The organism is Kitasatospora sp. NPDC048662, assembly GCF_055587065.1.
On sequence record NZ_JBVJHA010000003.1, the window covers coordinates 377,191 to 399,206 of the forward strand.

Here is a 22,016-nt window from a genome sequence, read left to right on the forward strand (position 1 = left end):
CCTTCAGCATCGCCCCGCGACGCAGACGCCTCAAACCGCCACGCCGAGCCGCCGCCGGGGTCGCGTGCGGTTGCGCGAGGCGGCGGGCGGTGGTATCGAGGCCGCACGCGGTGGTAGCGACCTCGCGGGCGGTGGGTAGGGACGTCGCGGGTGGTGGGTAGCGACCTCGCGGGGAGTGGGTAGCTACGTCGCGGGCCAGGTGCGCGGCGACGATCGGACGATGTGATCAGCGGATCGCGCGGATGTGTGGACCAGGTACGCTGCCGCGCATGAACGGCGGTGGCGGGAGCGAACGGGAGGCCGAGGTACTGGCAGCCCTCGCAGAGCTGGACCGGATCGAACGCGAGCGGACCCATCGGATCGGGCTGCTGGACGCCCGGCACACGCTCCGGGCCGTCGCCGAGCGGGCCCGCATCGAGCACGGCTTCGAACTCGGCCTCGGCGGGCTGGTGGAGGGCCGGGACCTGGTGCTGCGGGCCTGGTCGGGGACCCTTCGGACCACCCTGCACGAGCTGCGGATCCCGCTCGGACTCGGCCTCGGCGGGCGGGTGGTGGCCCTCGGCAACGCCGTGGTGGTCCGCGACTACTACCGCTCCAGCCGGATCACCCACGACTTCGACCAGCAGGTCGGCAGCGAAGCCGTCACCGGCATGGTCGGCCTCCCGATCGGCACCGGCCCCGCGCGCGGCGTCCTCTACGGCGCCATCCGCGGCAGCGGAGAGATCGGCGACAGCGCGATCGACGGCCTGACCCGACTCGCCCACCTCGCCACCCTCGCCGTGGACGTCGCCGACGGAGCCGCCACCCTCGCCGACGCCGCCGTCACCGGCGAACGCCGCCGAATCGCCGCCGAACTGCACGACGGCCTCGGCGCGATGCTGTTCGGCATCGGCAGCTCCGTCCGCGACCTGCGCGCCGACACCACCCAGCACCCCGAACTCGCCGACCGCCTGCGCCGCCTCGAACGCGAACTCGGCGACGCCGCCGCCACCCTGCGCGCCTCCGTCGCCCGCCTGCACCACGATCGGCCCGCCGCCCCCGACGGCACCAGGTCCGACGGCGCCGGGCCTGACGGCGACCGGCTCGCAGCGGACCTCGCCGAGACACTCCGCGACTTCGAACGACGCACCGGCATCCCCGCCACGTTCGTCCCCATCGGACCCGCCCCGCGCCTGGACGCCGAACGCGCCGCCCTGCTGCGCCGCACCGTCGCCGAGGGCCTGCTGAACGTCGAGAAACACGCCCGGGCCGACTCGGTCGCCGTCACACTCACCCACGACCGGCACCGCCTCGGCCTCGCCGTCATCGACGACGGACCGGGTCCGGATCCGCACGGTGACCCCAACGGGAAACCGCTTTCCCGTTGGAATCCGGGCCCGCTCGCACCCGCACCCGCACTCGCATGCGGACCCGGAACCGCCACCGGCGCCGGCCTGCCCGCCCTGCGCGCCCGGTACGAACGCCTCGGCGGCACCCTCCACCTGCACAGCGACGAGGACGGCACCACCCTGCGCGGCGAACTCCCGCTCCCCGCCCAGCCGTCCCCGTCACACCCCGTGCCACCGCCCCCGTGCCCGAATCAAGCCCCCGCCGCGCCGCCCGCCCCGGCCTGATCGGACGCCGCGCCGCCCGCCCCGGCCTGATCGGACGCCGCGCCGCCCGCCCCGGCCTGATCGGACGCCGCGCCGGCCGCCCCGCTCAGAGCAGCTGCTCCTGCTGGGCCCGGCGGATCGCCTCCACCCGGTTGCGGGCGCCGAGCTTGTGCATCGCCGTCTGCAGGTACGTCTTCACGGTGTTCCGGGTCAGCCCGAGCTCCTCCGCAATCTCCGGGTTGGTCCGGCCGGTCGCGGCCGACCGGATCACCTCGTACTCGCGCCGGCTGAGCGACAACCGGAACAGCCGCGCCTGCAACTGGGCCGGGGCCGAACCGTTCAGCCGCGGGTCGAGCACCCGCCGTCCCGCCGCAGCCAGCCGCAGCTGGGCGACCAGGTCGGTGTCCGTGACGTCCTTCAGCAGGCAGCCGTGCGCACCCGCCGCGAGCGCCGCGGAAAGCGCATTCTGGTCCTCGAACGCGGTGAACAGCACCACCCGCGCATCCGGCGCGGCCGCCCGCAGCAGCGGCACGGTCCGCGAACCCGGCAGGTCCGGTAGCCGCAGATCCAGCAGCACCACGTCCGGACGGAGCGTCGCGGCCAGCGCCACGCCCTCGCGCGCGGTCCGGGCCGAACCGACCACGGACACGTCCTCGGCCCGCCGAATCAGCGCAGACACGCCGTCGCACACCACTGGATGGTCGTCGACCACCAGGACCCGTACCGTACGACCAGTGGAGCCATCCGCCATCCGAGCGAACTCTCCTCTCCAGGTGGGGGGACCGCAGGCCCACGGCCAGCGGAAATATTGGGTGCGACGGTAACTGAACACAGAGGGGTCAGGCCATGGGCTCAGCCGAGAACGTCCAGAACAATGAGCAGCCGCCGTCCCGGCCGGGCGACGGTGCGACCACCGGCGCGGACTCCCGGGCCGGGGCGCGGCTCGACCGCGCGGCGTCGGTGGCCAACTTCCGGGCCGCCCGCGAGGTGCTGTGGCAGCACGCCACCGACTACGACACCGCGTACCGCACCTTCCAGTGGCCCGAGTTGGGCGAGTTCAACTGGGCGCTGGACCACTTCGACCCGATGGCACGCGGCAACGACCGTCCCGCGCTGTGGGTGGTCGAGGCGGACGGCAGCGAGCGCATCCACAGCTTCGACCAGCTCGCCCGCCGCTCCGACCAGGTCGCCAACCACCTGCGCGCGCTCGGCCTCGGGCGCGGCGACCGGGTGCTGGTGATGCTCGGCAACGTCAGCGAGCTGTGGGAGGTGATGCTCGGTGCGATCAAGCTCGGTGTGGTGCTGATCCCCGCCACCCTGCTGCTGTCCGCCGAGGACCTCGCCGACCGCCTGGAACGCGGCGAGGTGCGTGCCGTGATCGCCGCCGCCGAGGTCACCGACCGCTTCGCCGATCTCCCCGGCGCCCCGCTGCGGATCGCCGTCGGCGCACCGACCCCCGAGGGCTGGCACGACTACGCGGAAGTCGACACCGCCGCCGAGGAGTTCACCCCCGAGGGCGTCACGCTCGCGGACGACCCGCTGCTGCTGTACTTCACCTCCGGCACCACCTCGAAGCCGAAGCTGGTCGAGCACACCCACGCCTCGTACCCGGTCGGCCACCTGTCCACCATGTACTGGATCGGGCTGCGCCGCGGCGACGTCCACCTCAACATCTCCTCGCCGGGCTGGGCCAAGCACGCCTGGAGCAACCTGTTCGCGCCGTGGAACGCCGAGGCCACGGTCCTGGTCTTCAACTACGGCCGGTTCGACGCCCAGCAGTTGCTGGAGGTGATCGCCCGCTGCCGGGTCACCACGCTGTGCGCCCCGCCCACCGTCTGGCGGATGCTGATCCAGGCCGACCTGGGCGCGCACCGCACCGATCTGCGCGAACTCGTCGGGGCCGGCGAGCCGTTGAACCCCGAGGTGATCGAACAGGTGCGGGCCGCCTGGGGATTGACCATCCGGGACGGCTTCGGCCAGACCGAGACCACCTGCCAGATCGGCAACAGCCCCGGCCAGCCCGTCCGCCCCGGTTCGATGGGGCGGCCGCTGCCCGGCTACCATGTCGCCCTCCTCGATCCGGACGGAAAGCCCGGCAGCGAAGGCGAGTTGAGCCTCGACCTGGCCCACCGCCCGCTCGGCCTGATGCGCGGCTACCGCGGCGACCCCGAGCGCACCGCCGACGCCATGCGCGACGGCCACTACCGCACCGGCGACGTCGCCGCGCAGGACGCCGACGGATACATCACGTACGTGGGCCGCGCCGACGACGTGTTCAAGGCCAGCGACTACCGGATCTCCCCGTTCGAGCTGGAGAGCGTCCTGATCGAACACCCCGCCGTCGCCGAGGCCGCCGTGGTCCCCTCGCCCGACCCGCTGCGCCTGGCCGTCCCCAAGGCGTACGTGGTGCTGGTCGACGGCCGCACCCCCAGCCCCGAACTCGCCCGCGATATTTTCGCGTTCACCCGGGAGAAGCTCAGCGCCTACAAGCGCATCCGCCGCCTCGAGTTCGCCGACCTGCCGAAGACCATCTCCGGCAAGATCCGCCGCGTCGAACTGCGTACCCACGAGGCCGACCGCACCGAGAACCGCAACCCGAACGAGTACTGGGACAGCGACTTCCCGGAACTCCGCCAGGGCTGAGCGCGCCCGCCGCACCGAACGGGAAACCGCTTTCCGTACGCCCGCGCCGACTTGGCGGCAGGGATGAACGGAAAGCGGTTTCCCGTTCTGTGGAGCGGCTGCGGAAAGCGCTTGCCAGTCGCCGGATGCGGAAAGCGCTTGCCGGTCGCCGGGTGCGGTCCCATAGGATCTCCTACACCTCCCGGGCGTAGCGCAGAGGCAGACGCATCGCTATCCGCATGGCGGGTCACGCCGGTTCGAATCCGGCCCCCGGGAGGCTCGGGCGACGGGCCCGTGGCGCATTGGCAGACGCGCCGTCCAGCCAAGGCGGAACACGCCGCCTCGATTCCGGCCGGGCCCGACCCCGCTGACGCACCGCCACCCGGAGGACCTGATGGGCGCGCCCGAGCTGAACGAGACAGACGGCCCGGGCGGGATTCAGGGCTCCGATGGCGCGGTCCAAAGCCTCACGGATGCCGAACTCGCAGCCTTCGACCGCACCATCGGGCAGCTGCGCACCCTCCCCGCCGACCATCCACTGCGACTGCGCGCCGAACGCGTCGCCGAGTCCTTCGTCCGTGACGGCCGCCAGCGGCGCCGCCGCGAGCGCCGCACCGAAGCCACCCTCGCCGACGCCGAACTGACCGCCGCCACCGCCACCGGCGGCACCGACCGCCGCGAGGACGCCCCGCTCCCCAGCCCGTCCGGCCACACCCCGATCGGCGAACTCCGGCGCCACCGGCGCTGCTACGTCTGCAAGCGCACCTACCGCCAACTCGACGGTTTTTACCACCGCCTGTGCCCCGACTGCGCCGCCGACCACACCACCTGGCGCGCCCTCAGCACCGACCTCACCGGCCGACGCGCGCTGCTCACCGGCGCCCGCGTCAAGATCGGCTTCCAGCTGGCGCTGATGATGCTCCGCGACGGCGCCGAGCTGACCGTCACCAGCCGCTTCCCGCACGACACGCTGCGCCGCTTCGCCGCCGCCGAGGGCAGCGAACGGTGGCTGGACCGCCTGCGGATCGTCGGCATCGACCTGCGCGACCCGCGCCAGGTCCTCGGCCTGTGCGAGCAACTGCGCGCCGAGGGACGGCCGTTGGACATCCTGGTGAACAACGCGGCACAGACCGTGCGCCGCCCGCCCGAGGCGTACGCCCAGCTCGCCGCCGGCGAACACGGTCCCGCCCCCGCGCAGGTCACCCACGCGCCCGGCTTCCGCCCGATGCCCACCCTGGCCACCGCTTGGCCCGCCGTCGAACTCGCCGCGCCGGCGCGGGAGTTGACGACGCCGGACGTGACACCGGCGCTGCCGCTCCCCGCCCCGGTGGACGAGGCCGGCCTGCTGCCCGACCGCGCCCCGCAGAACTCCTGGTCGGCGACGCTCGGCGGACTCGACCCGGCGGAGGTGCTGGAGACCCAACTGGTCAACGCACTCGCCCCCGCACTGCTCTGCGACCGACTGCTGCCCCTGCTGGAAGCGTCACCGCACCGGTCCAGGTACATCGTCAACGTGACAGCGGTGGAAGGCCGGTTCGCGGTCCGGAACAAGATGCCGGGCCACCCGCACACCAACATGGCCAAGGCCGCCCTCAACATGCTCACCCGCACCAGCGCCGCCGAACTCGCCGAGCGCGGCATCCACATGTGCGCCGTGGACACCGGCTGGATCACCGACGAGAACCCGGCCCCCAAGAAGTCCCGGATGGCCGGAGCCGGTTTCCGCACCCCGCTCGACATCGTGGACGGCGCGGCCCGGATCTACGACCCGATCGTGCGCGGCGAGGCCGGTGAGCCCTGCGTCGGCGTCTTCCTGAAGGACTATCAAGTCGCGGAGTGGTGACGGACACCAGGACCGTCCGAACCACGGCCCTTCCGGGTGCCCTGGCGGATCCATGAGCGGTCGACGGCCTGTCTGATGAAGGGGCCGACAAGCATGGACAGCATCCACAGCGCTCCGGTGGCCGGCGAGTAGAGGTAGTGCCGCCACCAGTGGGGGAGCACGCTGGGGAAGGCCCAGAGAGCGGTCAGCGGCCACGGGAGTAGAACCTGGCGCCGGTGCTGCCGCGCATCGCGAGGAGCAGGAACGGCTGGCGGCCTCGCTCGCGGCCAACCTCGGGCTGCTGTACCTGTTCGCCGCGTCCGCACCGACCACGCCGAGCCCCACCCTGGCGGTTCCGGACGCCACCGACCCGAAGGCCTACCACTGCGCCGACGACGCCATCAACCTCGACCAGGTGCCGGTGCTCCTGCCACAGGACGTCACCATCAACGGCCGGGTGCAGCCCGCCGGAACGGCGCTCGGGACGGTCAGTCTGCGCTTCTCGGTCCACTGCGCGGGGGCGTGGGCGCGGTACGACCCCGCCGAGTACGTGTTCGGCGATCCGGGCCAGGGCTCGGTGTCCACCACCACGCTGCGCACGGCCGATTCCACCTCCAGCACGTTCCACCTCGGCCACATCGACCAGAGCTACTCCGACCTGCTACTGACCGGCCTGGGCTGCATCGAGGCACACGCCAGTGTGGTGGTGGCGAACGGCGGCGTGACGGCCAACGGCAGCACCAAGTGCCTCCCCAAGAGCTGATGGATCAAAAAAGCAGGACCGCCCCGAAAGGCGGCCCCGCAAAGGACGGCAAGGCCCCACAGGAAACGTCAAGGCCCGCAAAAGACGTCAACCAGCCTTCACCGCGCCGACATCCGCAGCGCCCCGTCCATCCGGATCGTCTCGCCGTTGAGGTAGTCGTGGTCGGCGACCATGGCCACCAGCCGGGCGTACTCCTCGGGGTGGGCGAGCCGCTGCGGGAAGGTGACGGTGGCGGCCAGGCCGGCCCGGATCTCGTCGGAGAAGCTCGCCATCATCGGGGTGTCGACGATGCCGGGCGCGATGGTGACGACCCGGATGCCGAACTGGGCGAGGTCGCGGGCGGCGGTGATGGTCATCCCGGCGACGCCGGCCTTGGACGCGGCGTACGCGATCTGGCCGATCTGGCCCTCGAACGCCGCGATGGAGGCGGTGTTGACGACCAGGCCGCGCTGGCCTGCCTCGTCCGGCTCCAGGGCGGACATCGCCTCGGCGGCGAGCCGCATCACGTTGAAGGTGCCGATCAGGTTGACGTTCAGCACGGTGCGGAACAGGTCCAGGTCGTGCGGGCCGCGGCGGCCGACGATCCGGGCGGACGGGGCGATGCCCGCGCAGTTGACGGCCAGGCGCAGCGGGTGGCCGTCGAAGGCGATCCGGGCGAGCGCGTCGCGCACCGGCTGTTCCTCGGTGACGTCCGCGCCGAGCAGGGTGACGCCCTCGGGCGGGGTCGGGGCGGACTCGACGGCCTTGGGCAGGTCCAGGCCGTAGACGTGGGCGCCGAGGCCCGCCAGGTGGGCGGCGGTGGCGGCGCCGAGGCCGGAGGCGGCACCCGTGACCAGGGCGGCGGTACCGGTGAGCTGCATGCTGGAAAGCCCTTTCCGAGTGGCGTTCGGGGCCGGTGGGTGAGCAGCGGCCCCGAACGGGTGGTGACGAACCGACAGGGGGGTCGGGTCAGCGCGCGAACTGGCGGCTGATGACCAGGCGCTGGATCTGGTTGGTGCCCTCGAAGATCTGCATGATCTTCGCCTCGCGCATGTACCGCTCGACCGGGAAGTCCCGGGTGTAGCCGTAGCCGCCGAGCACCTGCACCGCGTCGGTGGTCACCTTCATCGCGGCGTCGGTGGCGATCAGCTTGGCCACGCTGGCCTGCCGGCTGAACGGGCGGCCGAGGTCGCGGCGGCGGGCCGCGTCCAGGTAGGTGGCGCGGGCGGAGTCCACGGCGGCGGCCATGTCGGCGAGCAGGAAGCCCAGGCCCTGGTGGTCGACGATCCTGCGGCCGAAGGTGGTGCGCTCGTTGGCGTACGCGACGGCGGTGTCCAGCGCGGCCTGGGCGAGGCCGGTGGCGCAGGCGGCGATGCCGAGCCGGCCCGAGTCGAGGGCGGAGAACGCGATGGACAGGCCCTGCCCCTCGGCGCCGATCAGGCGCTCCGGCCCGAGCAGCGCGCCGTCCCAGTAGGCGGCCGTGGTCGGCACGCCGTTGAGGCCCATCTTCTCCTCCGGCGCGCCGAAGGTCAGGCCCTCGGTCTGGCCGGGCGCCAGGAAGCAGGAGATGCCGTGCGCCCCGGGCGCGGTGCGGGCGAACAGGGCGTAGAAGTCGGCCTTGCCGCCGTGGGTGATCCACGCCTTGGTGCCCGTCACCCGGTACCCGCCCTCGACGGGTTCGGCCTTGCAGGTCAGCGCGGCCGCGTCGGAGCCGGCCTGCGGCTCGGACAGGCTGTAGCCGCCGATCAGTTCGCCGGCCAGCATCTGCGGAAGCCACTGCTCCTTCTGCTCCGGCGTGCCGAACGCGTTCAGCGGGTGGCAGGCCAGGGTGTGCACGCTGGTGGCGACCGCGACGGCCGCCCAGCGCGACGCCAGCTCCTCCAGCACCTGGAGGTACACCTCGTACGGCTGCCCGCCGCCGCCGAACTCCTCCGAGTACGGCAGGCCGAGCAGACCGGCCTGGCCCATCAGCGCGAACAGGCCCTCCGGGTACAGCTCCTGCTTCTCGTGGGACTCGACCTTCGGGGCGAGTTCCTTGTCGGCGAGATCACGGGTCAGCGCGATCAGGTCGGCGGCTTCCTCGGTGGGAAGCAGGCGATCCACGGCCATGTTCCGGCTCCAAGCGGTACGCAAAGCGGTACGTCAGTACCGGTGAGCGTAGCGCAGGAGGGCCCGCTGCGGGGGACCAGGGAGCGGTGAACAGGGAAAAGTCCGGGAAAGAACGGGGAAAAGCAGGGGCGCGTGGGAGGCGCGGGGGAGTGCGGAGCGGGGCCGGGGTGCGCCGGGCGGGCGGATCGGCGGCCGAGCAGAGGCCGACTGTCATACTGGCCGGGTGATCGACAGCGCCGCCGCACCCCAGCCCAGCGGACGGGGCGCCGCCCGCCGCAGCGCCCTCTTCGAGGAACTCGTCGCACTCTTCGTCGCCGAGGGCTTCGCCCAGTTCACGCTGGACGACCTCGCCGCCCGGCTGCACTGTTCGAAGCGCACGCTGTACGGGCTGGCCGGTTCCAAGGAGCAACTGGTCCGAGCAGCTGTCGTGCACTTCTTCCGGAGCGCCACCGCCCGGGTGGAGGCCGCGCTGGCCGCCGAGACCGACCCGGCCGCCCGACTGGCCGCCTACCTGCGCACCGTCTCCGCCGAACTCGCCCCCGGCTCGGCCCGGTTCTTCGACGACCTGGCGGCCTTCGAACCCGCCGCCGAGGTGTACGGCCGCAACACCCGCGCCGCCGCCCGGCAGATCCAGCGGCTGATCGACGACGGGGTCGCGGCAGGCGCCTTCCGCGAGACCCACGTGGCGTTCGCGGCGGACGTCATCAGCTCGGTGATGGTCCGCATCCAGCAACGCCAGGTCGCCGAGGCCACCGGCCTTGCCGACGCCGAGGCGTACGGGCACCTGGCCGAGCTGCTCCTGCACGGCCTGCTGCGCTGAGCGCCCCGCTCAACTCCCGTGCGGCGAGCCGGACTCGACCTCGGGTTCGCAGACCGGACAACGCCTGCCCTCCCGGACCTTGCCGCACTCCTCACAGACCAGATTCAGCCGGCAGGCGGGCTCGCCGCCCTCGCTCTCGACGCGTTCCCTGGGGTCCATGGCATCCAGTGTGCCGCCACCGGGCGGGCGGCCACGGCGGGCGGGACAGCGAACGGGCGGCGGCAGGCGGCCACGGCGGGCGGGCGACGGCGGGCGGGCGACGGAGGGCCGACGGACGACCGAGGACGGCGGGAAAATCCGCGCCGGGCAAGGGTGTTGATCGCTATCTTGTGCGCATGATCGACAAAGAACTCGTCGTTCCACCTCCCACGGTGCACCTGGCCCGGCGCGGAAAGGTCTGGCGCTCGCTGGCAGGCTCCGCGGCCGTCTTCGTGGTGGCCGCACTGGTCGTCGCAGCGCGCCTGACCCCGGTCCTGATGCTCTTCGGGGTGATCGCCCTTCCGGTCTCCGGGCTGTTTGTCGTGATCGGGCTGAACGTCCTGATCCGGCGGACTCCCCAACTGGTGCTGGATTCCGACGGGTTGCATGTTCCCCAGCTCGGACGGATCCATTGGGACGAGATCGCGGGAGTGCGGCCCTCGACGGCCGGCCCGCACGAGGTGATCCTGCTGACCGGCCACCCTGGCGCGCCCTTCCCGCCCAGGCCCCCGCTGCTCGGACGCCTGGCCGCCCGCACCAACCGCCGGACGGGCGCCCGCGAGGCGATCTTCACGGTCGCCGCCCTGCCGATGGACGCGAAGGCGCTCATCGCGGACATGCGCCGGTACCACCCCGGCCTGACGATCCTGCCGTCCGAGGACTGACCTCGCCGGGCCGCTGGGCGTGCTGCGGGGATTGCCAAATATGAAGCGGAAAACCCTCGTCGCCCAAAGGCCCGGCCGCTAGCTTGTGCGCGTGATCAACGACGCATCGGCGGTCCTGCCACCCACCGTCTACCGCTACCCGCGCGCCAAGCCGCTGGGCGTGCTGCTGGTCAGCGCGCTGTTCGTCGCGGTGGGCGTGCTGATGGTGATGACGGGCGACGCAGTGATGCCCGGCGTGGCCGGCATCCTGTTCTTCGGGCTCGGCGGCGCGGCGGTGCTGAACCAATGGATCCAGTGGGGCCCCGAACTGGTGCTGGACGCCGACGGGTTGGAGAGCCGCCAGCTGGGCCGCATCCACTGGGCGGAGATCCGGACGGTGCGGTGCAGAGTCGCGGGCAACATGTGGATGGTCGAACTGACGGGCCACCCCGGCGCGCCCTTCCCGCCCCGGCCGTCGAAGTTCGGTGCCTGGATCACCCGCGCCAACCGCAAGGCGGAGTCCGGCACGGCCTACATCCAGGCCGACGCCCTGCCCGTCAACGTGGCTACGGTCGTCGGCCGGATGCGCCTGTACCACCCCGCGTTGATGGTCCTCCCGCTCGCCGAGAGGACGGTCGAGACCGCGCTGCGCAACGCCATCTGCCGCCTGCGCAGCCGCCTGCGCAGCCGCCCCGAGGGCCGCCCCGAGGAACGCCCCGAACCCGCAGCCGAGCACAGAGCGTCGTCCGAGCCGGTTGCCCCCGAGCCGGTTGCCCCCGAGCCGGTCGCCCCTGACCGGCCGATCACGACCTTCCCGCCCGAACTTCCCTACGCCGACCGGCTGATCGCCGCCTTCCCGCCCGAACTCGCCGACGACGCCCGCGCGATGCTGGCCGTCATGCCGCCCGCCGGCCACACGACCGACCGCGGGTTCACCGTCCTGGTGAACGGCCGGCGGGTGGTCGTCCCCGTCCGGATCTACCACGACGAGCCGTCCGCCGAAGCAGCGGCCGCACTGACGCGACGTCAGCGGCAACTGCTGCACTGCCTCTACACCCGGCACCACAACGGCCGGATCCGCCAGCGCCACCTGGAACGGATCGTCGCTTCGACCGACCCGTGGGTCGTCCCGTTCGTCCTCCAACTGGCAAGCGAGTACGTGCTGGTGATCCTGTGCCTGATCCACGGGAAACTCGCCGGACTCGCTGCGCCCGGCACCGAAGGCCGCCGCGCCTACGGGCGGTTCGTCGCCGACAACCCGGCCTACTTCGCCCTCACCGGGCAGCGCGTGCTGAGCTACTGGAACTGTTATCACCGCGAGGAGTACCCGGACTTCCGGAGCTACCCGGGCAGCGCCCTCCTCGACCTCCTCCGAGCCGCAGCCGCCGACGCGACCCCCGCCCCCGACGCCGCAGCCGCCCCCGCAGCTGCCGCCGAGGAGCCGCCCGCAGGTCAGCCCTGAGCGTCAACGAGGCGGCAGGCAACCGCCGTTACCCAATCTTGATCTCCGTGGCGCGACGAACGGCCCGGGTGCGGCGTGTATCCAGAACGTTGACGAACACTTTTCCATCCGGGGGACCACATGACCGAGGGGCTCGGCTTCGACGAGTTCGCGGCCAGTCGGGCACGCCGCCTGTTCCAGCTCGCGTACCTGATGTGCGGGGACTGGCACCAGGCACAGGACCTCGTGCAGACCGCGCTGTCGAAGATGTACCCGGTCTGGGGCCGGCTGCGGCGGGCCGACGCGGACGCCGGAGTCGACGCGTACGCCCGGAAGGTGGTGCTGCGCTGCTACCTGTCGCACCGTCGGCTGCGGCGCTCCAGTGAACTCGCCGTCGCCGAATTCCCCGAGGAGCCGGTGGTCGGCGCCCACGAGGGGAGCTCCGCCGCCCTGCGGATCACCCTGATGGCCGCTCTGCGTCAACTGCCGCCCAGGAACCGGGCCGCCGTGGTCCTCCGGTACCTGGAGGACTACAGCCTGGAGCAGACGGCGGAGGCGATGGGCATCAGCGTCAGCGCCGTGAAGAGCCTCAACTCCCGTTCGATGGCCCGCCTGCGCGCGATCCTCGGCCCGGACGGCGCCCTGCTGCTCCAGGACTGACCCGGGCCAACGGCCCACCCCGGACGAACCCCCGCCTACTCTCGTGACATACACCTGCCAGTACGGAAGGCATCGGACATTGGACCTGGACCTGGAGCTCTCCCGGATGATGGAGACGAGCGTCAAGGAACTGAGCGTCCCGGTCGCCGTGATCGTCGCCGAGAGCAACCGCCGGGGCCGTCGCCGCAAACTGGCCCGGCGGCTACGGGTGGCGGGCGCCGCGCTCACCGTCGTCGCGCTGGCCGCGGTCGGCGCGAACGCCGGACTGCCCACCGTGGCCTCGAAGTTGCCCGCCCACGGCCCCGGCCCGGTCGGCCCGGCCGGCGCGGGCGGTACGGCCAATGCGGGCGTGCCCTCGCTCACCACCTCGCCGAGCCCGCTCGACTCCGCCGGGTCGAGCCCCGGGGCCGAGTTCACGCCGATGCTGAACATGCCCCCGGCGTCCGTGCTCGGTCGGCCGTCGAGCAACGACACCCCGGCCCCCGGCAGTCAGATGCCGTTCACGCCCGACAATGTGTACAGGGCGCTCAACTCCATGCTTCCCGTGTTCAGCCGGTTCCTCAAGGACGCCCAGGTCCACCCCGGCCCGCTCCCCTCCGGCACCGCCGGGGTGGTGATGCAGTTCGTCGACGGCTCCGGCGTCACCGCCAGCCTGGAGATGACGATGCGTCACTCGCAGCTGGTCTTCCCGAAGGACCGGCGCGCTCCCGCCGACCCCAGCGACCTGCCGTTCCAGTGCACGGAGAGCGTCCTGGGCAACGGAACCCGCACCACCATGGGCTGCGCGTACGGCTTCCTGCCGGACGGCACCTGGGAGATGGTGGAGAGCAACGACGCGGTGGCGCCGACCCTGTACAACTACCGGGTCCGGGTGTGGCGGATGGACGGCACCGTACTGGAGTTCACCGAGTACAGCGGGATACGCGACTTCACCGGAGGCGCCGAGCAGAAGAACACCCGCAGCACGCCGCCGATCCCGCTCGCCATCTGGCGCGGCGTCGCCGAGAGCCAGGACTGGCGCTGGTTCACTCTCCCCAAAGGCTGACACCCCAAGGCTGACACCCCAAGGCTGGCACCCCAGCGCTGACACCCCGGGCGCCGCGCCCCCGCCCGGGTTGCGGTGTCTCCCGGTCAGCGCCCCCGCCACCGCGTAGGGTTGGCGCGTGACCGAACAGACGCGCAACGTGGTGGGCGACCACGCCCGGGTGGACACCGTGGTGCAGGCGCAGCACGTCAGCACGGTGAACATCCACCAGGCGGCCGCCGTCGTCCACACCCCGGCCTTCGAACTGCCGCCCGAGCGCGCCCACTTCGTCGACCGGACCGAGGAACAGGCGCGCATCGCCGACCTCCCCGAACCCGACGGCGCGCAGCCCGCCACCCCGCAGGTGGTGACGATCAGCGGGCTGGGCGGCATCGGCAAGACCGCCCTGTGCGTGCGCCTCGGCCACCGCCTGGCCGACCGCCACCCGGACGGCGCGCACTACATCGACCTGGACGACTACCGCCGCGAGGGCGCGGCCGACCTGGCCGCCGTCCTGGCCGACCTGCTGTCCGGCCTCGGCGTCGAACGCGCCTGGCTGGCAACGGACTTCCGCTCGCTGGCCCGCCAGTACTGGGCCCGCACCCGGGGCGGCCGCCGACTCCTGGTGATCGACAACGCCCGCACCGGCGCCGAGGTCCAGCCGCTGCTGCCCGCCTCCGCCGCCAGCCTGGTGCTGGTCACCAGCCACGGCCCGCTGTACGACCTCGGCGACACCGCCCCGCTGGAGCTCGCCCTCGCTCCGCTCTCCACCGACCACATCGCCGAACTGCTGCGCCTGCTGTCCGGCGAACAGCGCTGGGCCGCCGCCGACCCCGCCACCGTGCACACCCTGGCCACCGCCTGTGCCGGACTGCCCAAGGCCGCCGAAGTGGCCGGCGAACTCGCCCGCCGCCTCCCGCACCGCAGCCTCGCCGCGCTCGCCGAACGACTCACCGCCGAACTCCACCAGCAGGGGAGCAAGCCCGTGGAGGCCGTCTGGGACGCCGCCTACGCCGAACTCGGCGCCGCCGCCGCCCAGTTGTACCGCATCCTGCCCGAGTGCCCCGGCCCGTTCGTCACCGAGCACACCGCCGCCGCACTGCTCGGCCGGAGCCTGCCGGCCACCGAGGACGCCCTCGCCGAACTCGTCGCCGCCGGACTGCTCGACTACCGCACCGGCGGCTACCGCCAGCACGCCCTGGTACGCGGCCACGCCGCCCGCCGCGCCCGGCAGGCCGACCCGGACGGCACCGAACGCGCCGACGCCCGGCGCCGCGTCCTGCACTGGCTGCGCCGCCAGAGCGCCCGCGCCGACCTGGTGATGGCCGGCACCCGCCTCACCGTCGAACCCGAGGTGCCGCCGCTGCCGGGCGTCCCCGACGCCGACCTCGGCACCGCCAAGTCCCAGGCGCTGCACTGGATGGAGGCCAACCGGCAGGCCCTGTACGGCGCGGTCGCCCTCGCCCACGACAGCGGCCGCGACCAGGACGCCGTGGCGCTCGCCGAATCGCTGTGGACGCACTTCCTCGACCACCCCCGGCACGCCGACGCCATCGACGCCTTCACCGCCGCCGTGGCCGCCGCCGACCGCGCCGACCAGCTGCCCGCCCGGATCCGCACCCGCTGCCTGCTGGCCCGGCCGCTGTGGGAGACCGCCCGGTTCGAGGAGGCCGCCACCGCCCTCGACCGGGCCCGCGCCCTCGCCGAGCTGCTCGGCGAGGAGTTCGCCGACCGCCGGCTCGCCGCCTCCGCCATCGACTTCCACGGCCAACTCGCCCTCGCCGAAGGCCAATGGGCCACCGAACGCGGGGACGCCGACACCGCCCGCGCGCACTTCGCCACCGCCCGCGCCGACTTCGACACGGCCCGCGCGATCCACCTGGCGATCGGCAACGCGTACGGCGCGGCGCTCCAGACCTACCAGTGCGCCAAAGCCGCTGCCGCCGCCGACGACCAGGCCGAGGCCGCCGAACTGTTCGCCCGGGCCCACCAGGCATTCGCCGGTATGGACGGACGCCAACGCATGACCGCCCGGGCCCGCTCCGGCCTCGGCCGGGCCCTGCTGCGGGCCGGCCGGTACCCGGACGCCGAACCCCACCTGACCGCCGCTCTCGCCGACGCCGAAGCCCGCCGCTCCACCTTCGACGAGGCCCGCATCCGCACCGACCTCGCCACCCTCGCCGACCGCACCGACCGCCCCGCCGAGGCCGCACAACACCGCACCCGCGCCGCCGAGTTGCGGGCCGCCCACGGTGCCGCGCCCGACCCCGAACCCGGCCCCGGCCCGGACCCTGACCCCGGCGCCGCGCCCGACCCCGAACCCGGCCCCGGCGCCACGCCCAACCCCGGCCCCGACGAGAGCTGACCTCCCGCCACCGCCCGTCACAGCTCCGCGTCGAGTTCCTCGGCGAGCGCCGGGCGGACGGTGAGCCGGGCGGTGAACGGGCCCAGCGCGCAGTCGAGTTCGGCGGGGAGACCGGCCGCCGGGTGGGCGCCGAGCCAGGCGTGGACGGCGGAGACCGCGGCCGTGGGATCGATCCGGTGGATGCGGCCGCCGGCCCGGCCAGGCGCGAGCTGCACGGTCAGTGGGCCGCGGTGCCGGTGCAGCAGGACGCAGCGGTCGGCGGACATCACCGCCGCTGCGGTCAGGCAGGCGGGCAGTTCGTCCAGTACGTGCGTGGCCCAACCGGACACCGTCCAGCGGCCGGAACCGGGGCGCCGCCACAGCACGGCGGCGCTGCGCACCTGAGCCAGCGCGGCCACCGGGTGCTCGGCGGACAGGTGGTGGATCGCCAGCTCGGTGGCGGCCGGGAAACGCTCCACCCGCACCCGCTGCCCGTCGACCTCGGCCCGCACCGCGAGCGTCGGCGCGGCCGACCGCGGCACCGACGGCACCGGTAGCGGCTGCGGCAGCACCACCTGCCGAGGGGGCGTCAGGTCGAGCAGCCGGTACAGCTCGGTGCGCAGCAGGCCCAGCGCCTGCCCGGGCCGGTCGAACGCGTCAGCGGCGGGGCCCCGGGCGAGGGTGGTCGCGGCCAGGTCCAGGCCGCGAACGCTCTCCAGGCCGGTGAAGCGCGGCGCGGCGGCCAGCAGCCGGGCCATCGGGGTGCCGGCGATCAACTCCCGCCCGCCGTCGTAGGCGTTCAGCACGGGGCGGCCGAGCGCGGCGGCGTACAGCGCGGTGGAGCCGTGGTCGGTGATCACCGCGTCGGCGGCGACCAGGACCGCCGCCCAGTCCTGGTGCGGGGAGGGCAGCAGCAGCCCGGCCCGCAGCTCGGGGCGGAACTGCTCGGCGAGGTCGAGGCGGCTGCGTTCGCCGATCTCGTTGGGGTGGACCAGCAGCGCGACCCGGTAGCGGTCCACCGGCAGGCCCAGCACCAACTCGCGCGGCAGTTCGGGGCGTTGGACCAGCAGACTCTCCGGCCCCCAGGTGGAGAGCACCGCCAGCAGGGTGCGGTCGCCGAGGTCGAGCGCGGCCCGGTACACCTCGCGGCGGGGGTTCGACTCCAGCATCCGGTCCAGCGTCGGATCGCCGACGACGACCGCACGGGTGGCCGCCGGCGGGCAGAACTCGGCCAGCCGGGACAGCTGTTCGGCATGACCGAGACCGTGCAGATCGGCCCACGGCGCGCCGTCGGAGAGCAGGAACGCCGGGTCGAGGCCGGACGGCAGCTCGGGCGAACCCTCCTCGCGCAGCGCCTTGTTGAAGCCCGCGCCGTGCGGCAGCAGGGCCCGGGCGCGAGCGGACAGGCTGGCCAGCGCGCCCTTCGGGCTGGTGGTCAGGACGAGGTCGAAGGGCCGTTCGGTGGCCTGCTCGAAGTCGATCACCCGGGCGCCGGAGCGGTCCAGCGCGGCCAGCGCCTCCAGGTCGAACCGGGAGCCCGGCACCAGGGTGAACCAGCGGGAGATCCGGCCGTCGCCCTCGAACACCGGCAGCACGTCCAGCAGTCGGTGCAGTGCCACCGCCGAGCGGAACGCCAGCAGCACGGAGCGCCGCTGGTCCCCGCCGGTGTCGCGCATGCGCCGATGGTATCGGTGCGCCCGCCGCCCCGCCCGCCGGGACACGGCCGCTGATGGCCGGTCGGGCAGCCCGACCTGCCGTCGGGAAGGGCTCCGGCCGGGACGGCGAAACGCCCGCCGCCGGCACCCGACTGACGAAGCATCGGGTACCGGCGGCGGGCGGTGCGAGCGTTGCGGGCGCTGTGAGTCGGTGCGGCGGTGCGAGTCGGTGCGGCTGGTCAGACGGTGTTGGCGACCTGCAGCGCGGCCTCCGTGCCGGAGGCGATCGCGCCCGAGATCCACGCGTGGTAGCGCGGCTGGCAGTGGTCGCCGGCGAAGAACAGCTTCCCTTCGACGGGCGTCGCCACGTGCGGGCCGAGGCTGAGCAACTGCCCGGGCGTCTCGATGACGGCCTCGCCCAGCGCCCAGCGGTTGCGCAGCCAGGACTGCGAGACGTGCCGGTCGGTGACGTAGCGCCGGATCCGCTCGCCGTACAGGCCGGTCAGGTGTTCCAGCGCCTCGGTGTGCCGGTCGGCGGGGGTGAGGGCGTCGAAGCGCAGCGCGTCCTCCGCCCAGTTGTAGGCGGCCAGCACCACACCGCCGGGTGCGCCGCCGTCGCTGGGGTGGGAGGGGAAGTAGACGAACCGGCCGGCCTCGTCGGAGACGCAGCCGCCGCCGACCGCGGCCACCGCGTCGCCGTGCGGGGCGGGCTTGTAGTCGTTGCCGAGCTTGTTCTTCCAGGTCGCCTCGTCCCACTCCCACCAGCGCTCGGTGAACTCCAGCAGCACCTTGTGCGCGGTGTCGTGCTTGAGTTCGTTGATCGCCCGGCGCTTGCCGTAGGGGAGCAGCGGCTCGAAGTCGACGTGCCGCAGCGCCGCGAACGGCACCGCCAGCACCACCATGTCGGCCCGGTACTCGGTGGGCTTGTTGCCGATCGCGCCGTCGCAGGCCTCGTCCTCCGGGCCGGTCTCGGGTTCGGCGGTCACCGTCACGCCGTGCTCGTCCGTGCGGACCCGGGTGGCCACCTGGCCGCGCTCGATCGACAGGCCCTTGGCGAGCGCCTCGGTGAGCGCGTCGGTGCCCGCGTCGAACTCGAAGTAGGTGACCGACGGGTTGATGTCACCGGCGTCGAACACCGAGTGCAGGAAGCCGTAGGACAGCCGGCTGGTCAGGTTCTCCAGCGTGCCGACGGCCTGGATCTGGGCGTCGCTCCAGCCCTCGCCCTCCTGCAGGTAGCGCAGCAGCGAGTAGCCGTCCATGTCGTACAGCAGGTCGGCCATGCCGGTGACCCGCTCCGCGATCGGCTTGTCGGTCCAGGTGCCGTCGGGGTTCTTGTCCATGGTGTAGGCGCGGGCGGTGTCGAGCGCCTTGTCGAAGGCCGCCGCGGTGGTCTGGTTGCTGTCCCAGCCGAAGCTCTTGTTGATCGGGCCCGGGTTCTCGGCGTACTGCTTCTTGGTGACGGTCTGTCCGTTGACGTGCACGAAGCGGCTGCCGAGACCCTTCGGCGCGACGTACGCGGGGGCTTCGCCGCTGGTGAACTCCTCACCCGTCCACGACTTGTACGCCACCCTGGAGTCGTGGGAGACCTGGTCCGGCAGCGGCGGGAGGTCCACCAGGTCGAACGGGCGGCGCGGCACCTTCAGGTGGTCGGCCAGCGCGAGGGTCAGCACGTGGCTGGACGGGATGCGCATCGCGCCGGCCTCCGCGTGCAGCCGGGAGTCCTGCCACACGTCGCCGCGGAAGGTCTTCACCCGGCCGCCCACCCGGCTGCGGTTCGCCTCCAGTACCCGCACCTTGTGACCCGCCGCCTGCAACAGCCGGGCGCACACCATTCCGGCCACGCCCGCGCCGACCACCAGCACGTCGCGCGTCTCGGTCTTCTTCACGCGCTGACGGCCGGTCAGCAGCTTCAGGTACTCCAGGGTCAGGTCGTTGTGGTCGGCGTCGGTCAGCAGGATCCGGCGCGCCATGATCAGCGCCGCCGCCTTCCGCGCCGGGTCGGGCGGGGCCGCGTCCGCCGCACGAGAGATTCCGGCCCCGGGGCCGGTCAGGGCGGCGGCGGCCGCCGCGCCGCCAGAAGCAAAGAGCAGTCCGCGTCGAGAGATCACCGCCCCACCTTGGCAGCGCCGCGCACCCCGGGACGCGCGCTCCGCCCACCTGGCCCCTTTCACCACCCGCCAGGGGGGCGCTTGCCGCACTCACCCGGCGCGCCCCGTCCCCAACTGTGCGCCGGGCGGTTTTGCGGCGAGGGGTCGTTAGGATATTCCACGAAACTTTGGATAACCGAGGAGAGCCGTGACGTCAGAGACCAGCACCACCGCGCCGCCACCTGCCGAACTCGCCGCCGACCCCGCCGTTCAGCGGCACATCCTGCGGGTCCTGGTCACCTCCCAGATCCTCAGCGGTGCCGGGCTGGCCGCCGGCATCACCGTCGGCGCGCTGCTCGCCCAGGACATGCTCGGCAGCACCGGGCTGGCCGGGCTGCCCAGTGCGCTGTTCACCGCCGGCAGCGCGCTCACGGCGATCGCGGTCAGCCGAATATCCGCGGCCCGCGGCCGCCGCCCCGGACTCGCCCTCGGGTACGCCACCGGCGCCGTCGGCAGCGTCGGCGTGATCGCCGCCGCCGCGCTCGACAGCCCCGTCCTGCTGTTCCTCGCGCTGTTCGTCTACGGCGCCGGCACCGCCACCAACCTCCAGGCCCGGTACGCCGGGGCCGACCTCGCCGCCCCCGGACACCGCGCCCGGGCGATCTCCACCGTGCTGGTCGCCACCACCCTCGGCGGCGTCCTCGGCCCCAACCTCGCCGCCCCCACCGGCGACCTCGCCGAGGCCCTGCACCTGCCCCGACTCGCCGGACCGTTCCTGCTGGGCGGCGTGGCCTACGCCGCCGCCGCGCTCGTCCTCGCCACCCGGCTGCGCCCCGACCCGCTGCTGCTCGCCCGCGCCGCCGCCGCGGCGGCCCCGGCCGCCGAGACCCCGGCGGACACCGCCGACGGCACGTCAACGGCCCGCACCCGCAATCGCGTCCTGCTCGGAGCGCAGGTGATGGTGGTCACCCAGCTCGTCATGGTCGGCGTGATGACCATGACGCCCGTCCACATGCACGACGCCGGACAGGGCACCGCCGCAGCCGGGTTCGTCATCGCCCTGCACGTCGCCGCGATGTACCTGCCCTCCCCGCTCACCGGACGCCTGGTCGACCGGCACGGCCCGCTCACCGTCGGCGCCGCCGCCGGACTCACCCTGCTCGCGGCCGGCGTGCTCGCCGCCCTCGCCCCCGCAGGCTCCCTCCCGCTGCTCGCCCTCGCACTCGTCCTGCTCGGCCTCGGCTGGAACTTCGGCCTGGTCTCCGGCACCGCGATCCTCACCGACGCCGTCCCGCTCGCCACCCGCGCCAAGACCCAGGGCAGCGTCGACGTCGCCATCGCCATCTCCGGCGCCACCGGCGGCCTCGCCTCCGGCGCCGTCGTCGACCTGGCCGGCTACCCCGTCCTCGCCTTCGGCGGCGGCCTGGTCGCCCTGCTGACCCTCCCCGCCCTCGCCACCGCAGCCACCCGGGCCCGACGATGACGGACCACCAGACCCCCCAACTCACCATCGACGGACGCGGATTGCTCTGCGTCACCCTGCTCCTGCGGCTGCGCGCCGCCATCGCCGACGCCCCCGCCGGCACCCTCGTCCACATCCACGCCACCGACCCCGCCGCCCCCCTCGACCTCCCCGCCTGGTGCCACCTCACCGGCCACCACTACCTCGGCCCCGTCACCACCGACACCTACGCCCTGCGCCTGACCGCCAACCCCACCCCCACCCGCCCCGACGCCCCCTGGCACCGCCCGACCCCCTGACCGCCCCCGGCCGGGCCGCCACTCGCGCGGCCGCCGGGTGCACCAACTGCCGTGGGCCCGACCGTCGGACGGGAGCGCTCCGGGCCTGCCACCACGTCCTGCTCCCGTCGTCGCCGAGGCCTGTGCGCTGCGACTCACGCCGCCCCGCCCCGCGTGGACGCCCCGTGGCGTCGTCCGGCAGGCTGGCGGCCCCCTTGACCGCCGGGCGGACTGAGCACCTCCGGCGGGGATATAGGCTGGTCGGGCAGCGGTTCGCACCCGTCCGAGCCAGGGCAGGGGCGTCGTAAGAGGGAACCTGGTGCGAGTCCAGGACTGCCTCGCAGCGGTGAGCGGGAACGACCGCCGTCACACGCACTGGGCCCGACCGGTCCGGGAAGCGACGGCCAGTAGGCAGGCCCTCCACGGGAGATGTCCGCGAGTCCGAAGACCTGCCGCCGCCCGCAGCGCCCACCGGTGCCGCGGATCGCCCAAGCCGCGACTCGCGAAGGAGAGTTG

Annotated in this window: 18 protein-coding genes, 2 tRNA genes and 1 riboswitch; of the genes, 14 read left to right on the forward strand and 6 right to left on the reverse strand. The window is 73.5% G+C overall.

Annotation, left to right across the window (positions count from 1 at the left end; genetic code table 11):
* The first annotated feature begins 269 nt into the window (after positions 1-269).
* Positions 270-1,613 (forward strand): GAF domain-containing sensor histidine kinase, encoded by a 1,344-nt coding sequence (locus ACZ6R9_RS12265; RefSeq protein WP_465538125.1) that lies wholly within the window; start codon positions 270-272, stop codon positions 1,611-1,613.
* Positions 1,614-1,698: 85 nt separating this feature from the next.
* Here the strand turns inward: ACZ6R9_RS12265 and ACZ6R9_RS12270 are convergent, their stop codons facing one another.
* Entirely contained in the window at positions 1,699-2,343 is a 645-nt protein-coding gene (locus ACZ6R9_RS12270) for a response regulator (RefSeq protein WP_380484040.1), read from the reverse strand.
* 95 nt (positions 2,344-2,438) lie between these two features.
* Between ACZ6R9_RS12270 and ACZ6R9_RS12275 the strand changes: the two genes are divergently transcribed.
* From ACZ6R9_RS12275 to ACZ6R9_RS12295, 5 genes are all read left to right on the forward strand, one after another.
* Positions 2,439-4,235 (forward strand): AMP-binding protein, encoded by a 1,797-nt coding sequence (locus ACZ6R9_RS12275; protein WP_465538126.1) that lies wholly within the window; start codon positions 2,439-2,441, stop codon positions 4,233-4,235.
* A gap of 180 nt (positions 4,236-4,415) precedes the next feature.
* A tRNA-Arg gene (locus ACZ6R9_RS12280) sits at positions 4,416-4,490 on the forward strand.
* A gap of 12 nt (positions 4,491-4,502) precedes the next feature.
* Positions 4,503-4,575 (forward strand) — tRNA-Gly (locus tag ACZ6R9_RS12285).
* Between the two features lie 33 nt (positions 4,576-4,608).
* Positions 4,609-6,057: an SDR family NAD(P)-dependent oxidoreductase gene (locus tag ACZ6R9_RS12290; protein WP_465538127.1), complete on the forward strand. Its 1,449-nt coding sequence runs from the start codon at positions 4,609-4,611 to the stop codon at positions 6,055-6,057.
* Between the two features lie 394 nt (positions 6,058-6,451).
* Positions 6,452-6,799 carry a hypothetical protein gene (locus ACZ6R9_RS12295; RefSeq protein ID WP_465538128.1) on the forward strand — a complete coding sequence of 116 codons (348 nt, stop codon included), beginning with the start codon at positions 6,452-6,454 and terminating at the stop codon, positions 6,797-6,799.
* A 98-nt stretch (positions 6,800-6,897) separates the two neighbouring features.
* On the opposite strand, the gene ACZ6R9_RS12300 is transcribed toward ACZ6R9_RS12295, so the two are convergent.
* Complete coding sequence (locus tag ACZ6R9_RS12300) at positions 6,898-7,659, reverse strand: SDR family NAD(P)-dependent oxidoreductase (protein WP_465538129.1); 762 nt, start codon at positions 7,657-7,659, stop codon at positions 6,898-6,900.
* Positions 7,660-7,747: 88 nt separating this feature from the next.
* The gene (locus ACZ6R9_RS12305; protein WP_380484052.1) at positions 7,748-8,887 is read right to left on the reverse strand and encodes an acyl-CoA dehydrogenase family protein; all 1,140 of its coding nucleotides are present in this window, start codon (positions 8,885-8,887) and stop codon (positions 7,748-7,750) included.
* 223 nt (positions 8,888-9,110) lie between these two features.
* Here ACZ6R9_RS12305 and ACZ6R9_RS12310 point away from each other — a divergent pair, with 223 nt between their 5' ends.
* Positions 9,111-9,707, forward strand: a complete 597-nt coding sequence (locus tag ACZ6R9_RS12310; protein ID WP_380484054.1) for a TetR/AcrR family transcriptional regulator — start codon at positions 9,111-9,113, stop codon at positions 9,705-9,707.
* A gap of 9 nt (positions 9,708-9,716) precedes the next feature.
* On the opposite strand, the gene ACZ6R9_RS12315 is transcribed toward ACZ6R9_RS12310, so the two are convergent.
* Positions 9,717-9,866, reverse strand: a complete 150-nt coding sequence (locus tag ACZ6R9_RS12315; protein ID WP_380484056.1) for a hypothetical protein — start codon at positions 9,864-9,866, stop codon at positions 9,717-9,719.
* A gap of 176 nt (positions 9,867-10,042) precedes the next feature.
* Here ACZ6R9_RS12315 and ACZ6R9_RS12320 point away from each other — a divergent pair, with 176 nt between their 5' ends.
* The 5 genes from ACZ6R9_RS12320 (at position 10,043) to ACZ6R9_RS12340 (ending at position 16,039) form a co-directional block, all read left to right on the forward strand.
* Positions 10,043-10,570 (forward strand): hypothetical protein, encoded by a 528-nt coding sequence (locus ACZ6R9_RS12320; protein WP_380484058.1) that lies wholly within the window; start codon positions 10,043-10,045, stop codon positions 10,568-10,570.
* A gap of 91 nt (positions 10,571-10,661) precedes the next feature.
* Positions 10,662-12,011, forward strand: coding sequence for an STM3941 family protein (locus tag ACZ6R9_RS12325; protein WP_465538130.1), 1,350 nt, complete (start codon positions 10,662-10,664; stop codon positions 12,009-12,011).
* Positions 12,012-12,131: 120 nt separating this feature from the next.
* Positions 12,132-12,650 carry a SigE family RNA polymerase sigma factor gene (locus tag ACZ6R9_RS12330; RefSeq protein ID WP_465538131.1) on the forward strand — a complete coding sequence of 173 codons (519 nt, stop codon included), beginning with the start codon at positions 12,132-12,134 and terminating at the stop codon, positions 12,648-12,650.
* Between the two features lie 79 nt (positions 12,651-12,729).
* Positions 12,730-13,695, forward strand: coding sequence for a hypothetical protein (locus tag ACZ6R9_RS12335; RefSeq protein ID WP_465538132.1), 966 nt, complete (start codon positions 12,730-12,732; stop codon positions 13,693-13,695).
* A gap of 118 nt (positions 13,696-13,813) precedes the next feature.
* Positions 13,814-16,039, forward strand: coding sequence for a hypothetical protein (locus ACZ6R9_RS12340; protein ID WP_465538133.1), 2,226 nt, complete (start codon positions 13,814-13,816; stop codon positions 16,037-16,039).
* Positions 16,040-16,056: 17 nt separating this feature from the next.
* Here the strand turns inward: ACZ6R9_RS12340 and ACZ6R9_RS12345 are convergent, their stop codons facing one another.
* Together ACZ6R9_RS12345 and ACZ6R9_RS12350 are read right to left on the reverse strand one after the other, a co-directional pair.
* Positions 16,057-17,694, reverse strand: coding sequence for a translation initiation factor 2 (locus ACZ6R9_RS12345; protein WP_465538134.1), 1,638 nt, complete (start codon positions 17,692-17,694; stop codon positions 16,057-16,059).
* Positions 17,695-17,912: 218 nt separating this feature from the next.
* The gene (locus tag ACZ6R9_RS12350; RefSeq protein ID WP_380484073.1) at positions 17,913-19,781 is read right to left on the reverse strand and encodes a flavin monoamine oxidase family protein; all 1,869 of its coding nucleotides are present in this window, start codon (positions 19,779-19,781) and stop codon (positions 17,913-17,915) included.
* A 187-nt stretch (positions 19,782-19,968) separates the two neighbouring features.
* Here ACZ6R9_RS12350 and ACZ6R9_RS12355 point away from each other — a divergent pair, with 187 nt between their 5' ends.
* Both ACZ6R9_RS12355 and ACZ6R9_RS12360 read left to right on the forward strand, forming a co-directional pair.
* Positions 19,969-21,243 carry an MFS transporter gene (locus ACZ6R9_RS12355; protein ID WP_465538135.1) on the forward strand — a complete coding sequence of 425 codons (1,275 nt, stop codon included), beginning with the start codon at positions 19,969-19,971 and terminating at the stop codon, positions 21,241-21,243.
* Positions 21,240-21,521, forward strand: coding sequence for a sulfurtransferase TusA family protein (locus ACZ6R9_RS12360; protein ID WP_380484077.1), 282 nt, complete (start codon positions 21,240-21,242; stop codon positions 21,519-21,521). The genes ACZ6R9_RS12355 and ACZ6R9_RS12360 overlap by 4 nt, the downstream gene beginning before the upstream one ends.
* Before the next feature lie 231 nt (positions 21,522-21,752).
* Positions 21,753-21,971, forward strand: a riboswitch (cobalamin riboswitch).
* Positions 21,972-22,016 lie beyond the last annotated feature (45 nt).

Excerpts from the sequence above, each read along its gene's own strand:
- ACZ6R9_RS12345 (WP_465538134.1), bottom strand. The coding sequence starts at position 17,694 with ATGCGCGACACCGGCGGGGACCAGCGGCGCTCCGTGCTGCTGGCGTTC.
- ACZ6R9_RS12360 (WP_380484077.1), top strand. The coding sequence starts at position 21,240 with ATGACGGACCACCAGACCCCCCAACTCACCATCGACGGACGCGGATTG.
- ACZ6R9_RS12315 (WP_380484056.1), bottom strand. The coding sequence starts at position 9,866 with ATGGACCCCAGGGAACGCGTCGAGAGCGAGGGCGGCGAGCCCGCCTGC.
- ACZ6R9_RS12265 (WP_465538125.1), top strand. The coding sequence starts at position 270 with ATGAACGGCGGTGGCGGGAGCGAACGGGAGGCCGAGGTACTGGCAGCC.
- ACZ6R9_RS12270 (WP_380484040.1), bottom strand. The coding sequence starts at position 2,343 with ATGGCGGATGGCTCCACTGGTCGTACGGTACGGGTCCTGGTGGTCGAC.
- ACZ6R9_RS12300 (WP_465538129.1), bottom strand. The coding sequence starts at position 7,659 with ATGCAGCTCACCGGTACCGCCGCCCTGGTCACGGGTGCCGCCTCCGGC.
- ACZ6R9_RS12290 (WP_465538127.1), top strand. The coding sequence starts at position 4,609 with ATGGGCGCGCCCGAGCTGAACGAGACAGACGGCCCGGGCGGGATTCAG.
- ACZ6R9_RS12275 (WP_465538126.1), top strand. The coding sequence starts at position 2,439 with ATGGGCTCAGCCGAGAACGTCCAGAACAATGAGCAGCCGCCGTCCCGG.
- ACZ6R9_RS12305 (WP_380484052.1), bottom strand. The coding sequence starts at position 8,887 with ATGGCCGTGGATCGCCTGCTTCCCACCGAGGAAGCCGCCGACCTGATC.
- ACZ6R9_RS12330 (WP_465538131.1), top strand. The coding sequence starts at position 12,132 with ATGACCGAGGGGCTCGGCTTCGACGAGTTCGCGGCCAGTCGGGCACGC.
- ACZ6R9_RS12320 (WP_380484058.1), top strand. The coding sequence starts at position 10,043 with ATGATCGACAAAGAACTCGTCGTTCCACCTCCCACGGTGCACCTGGCC.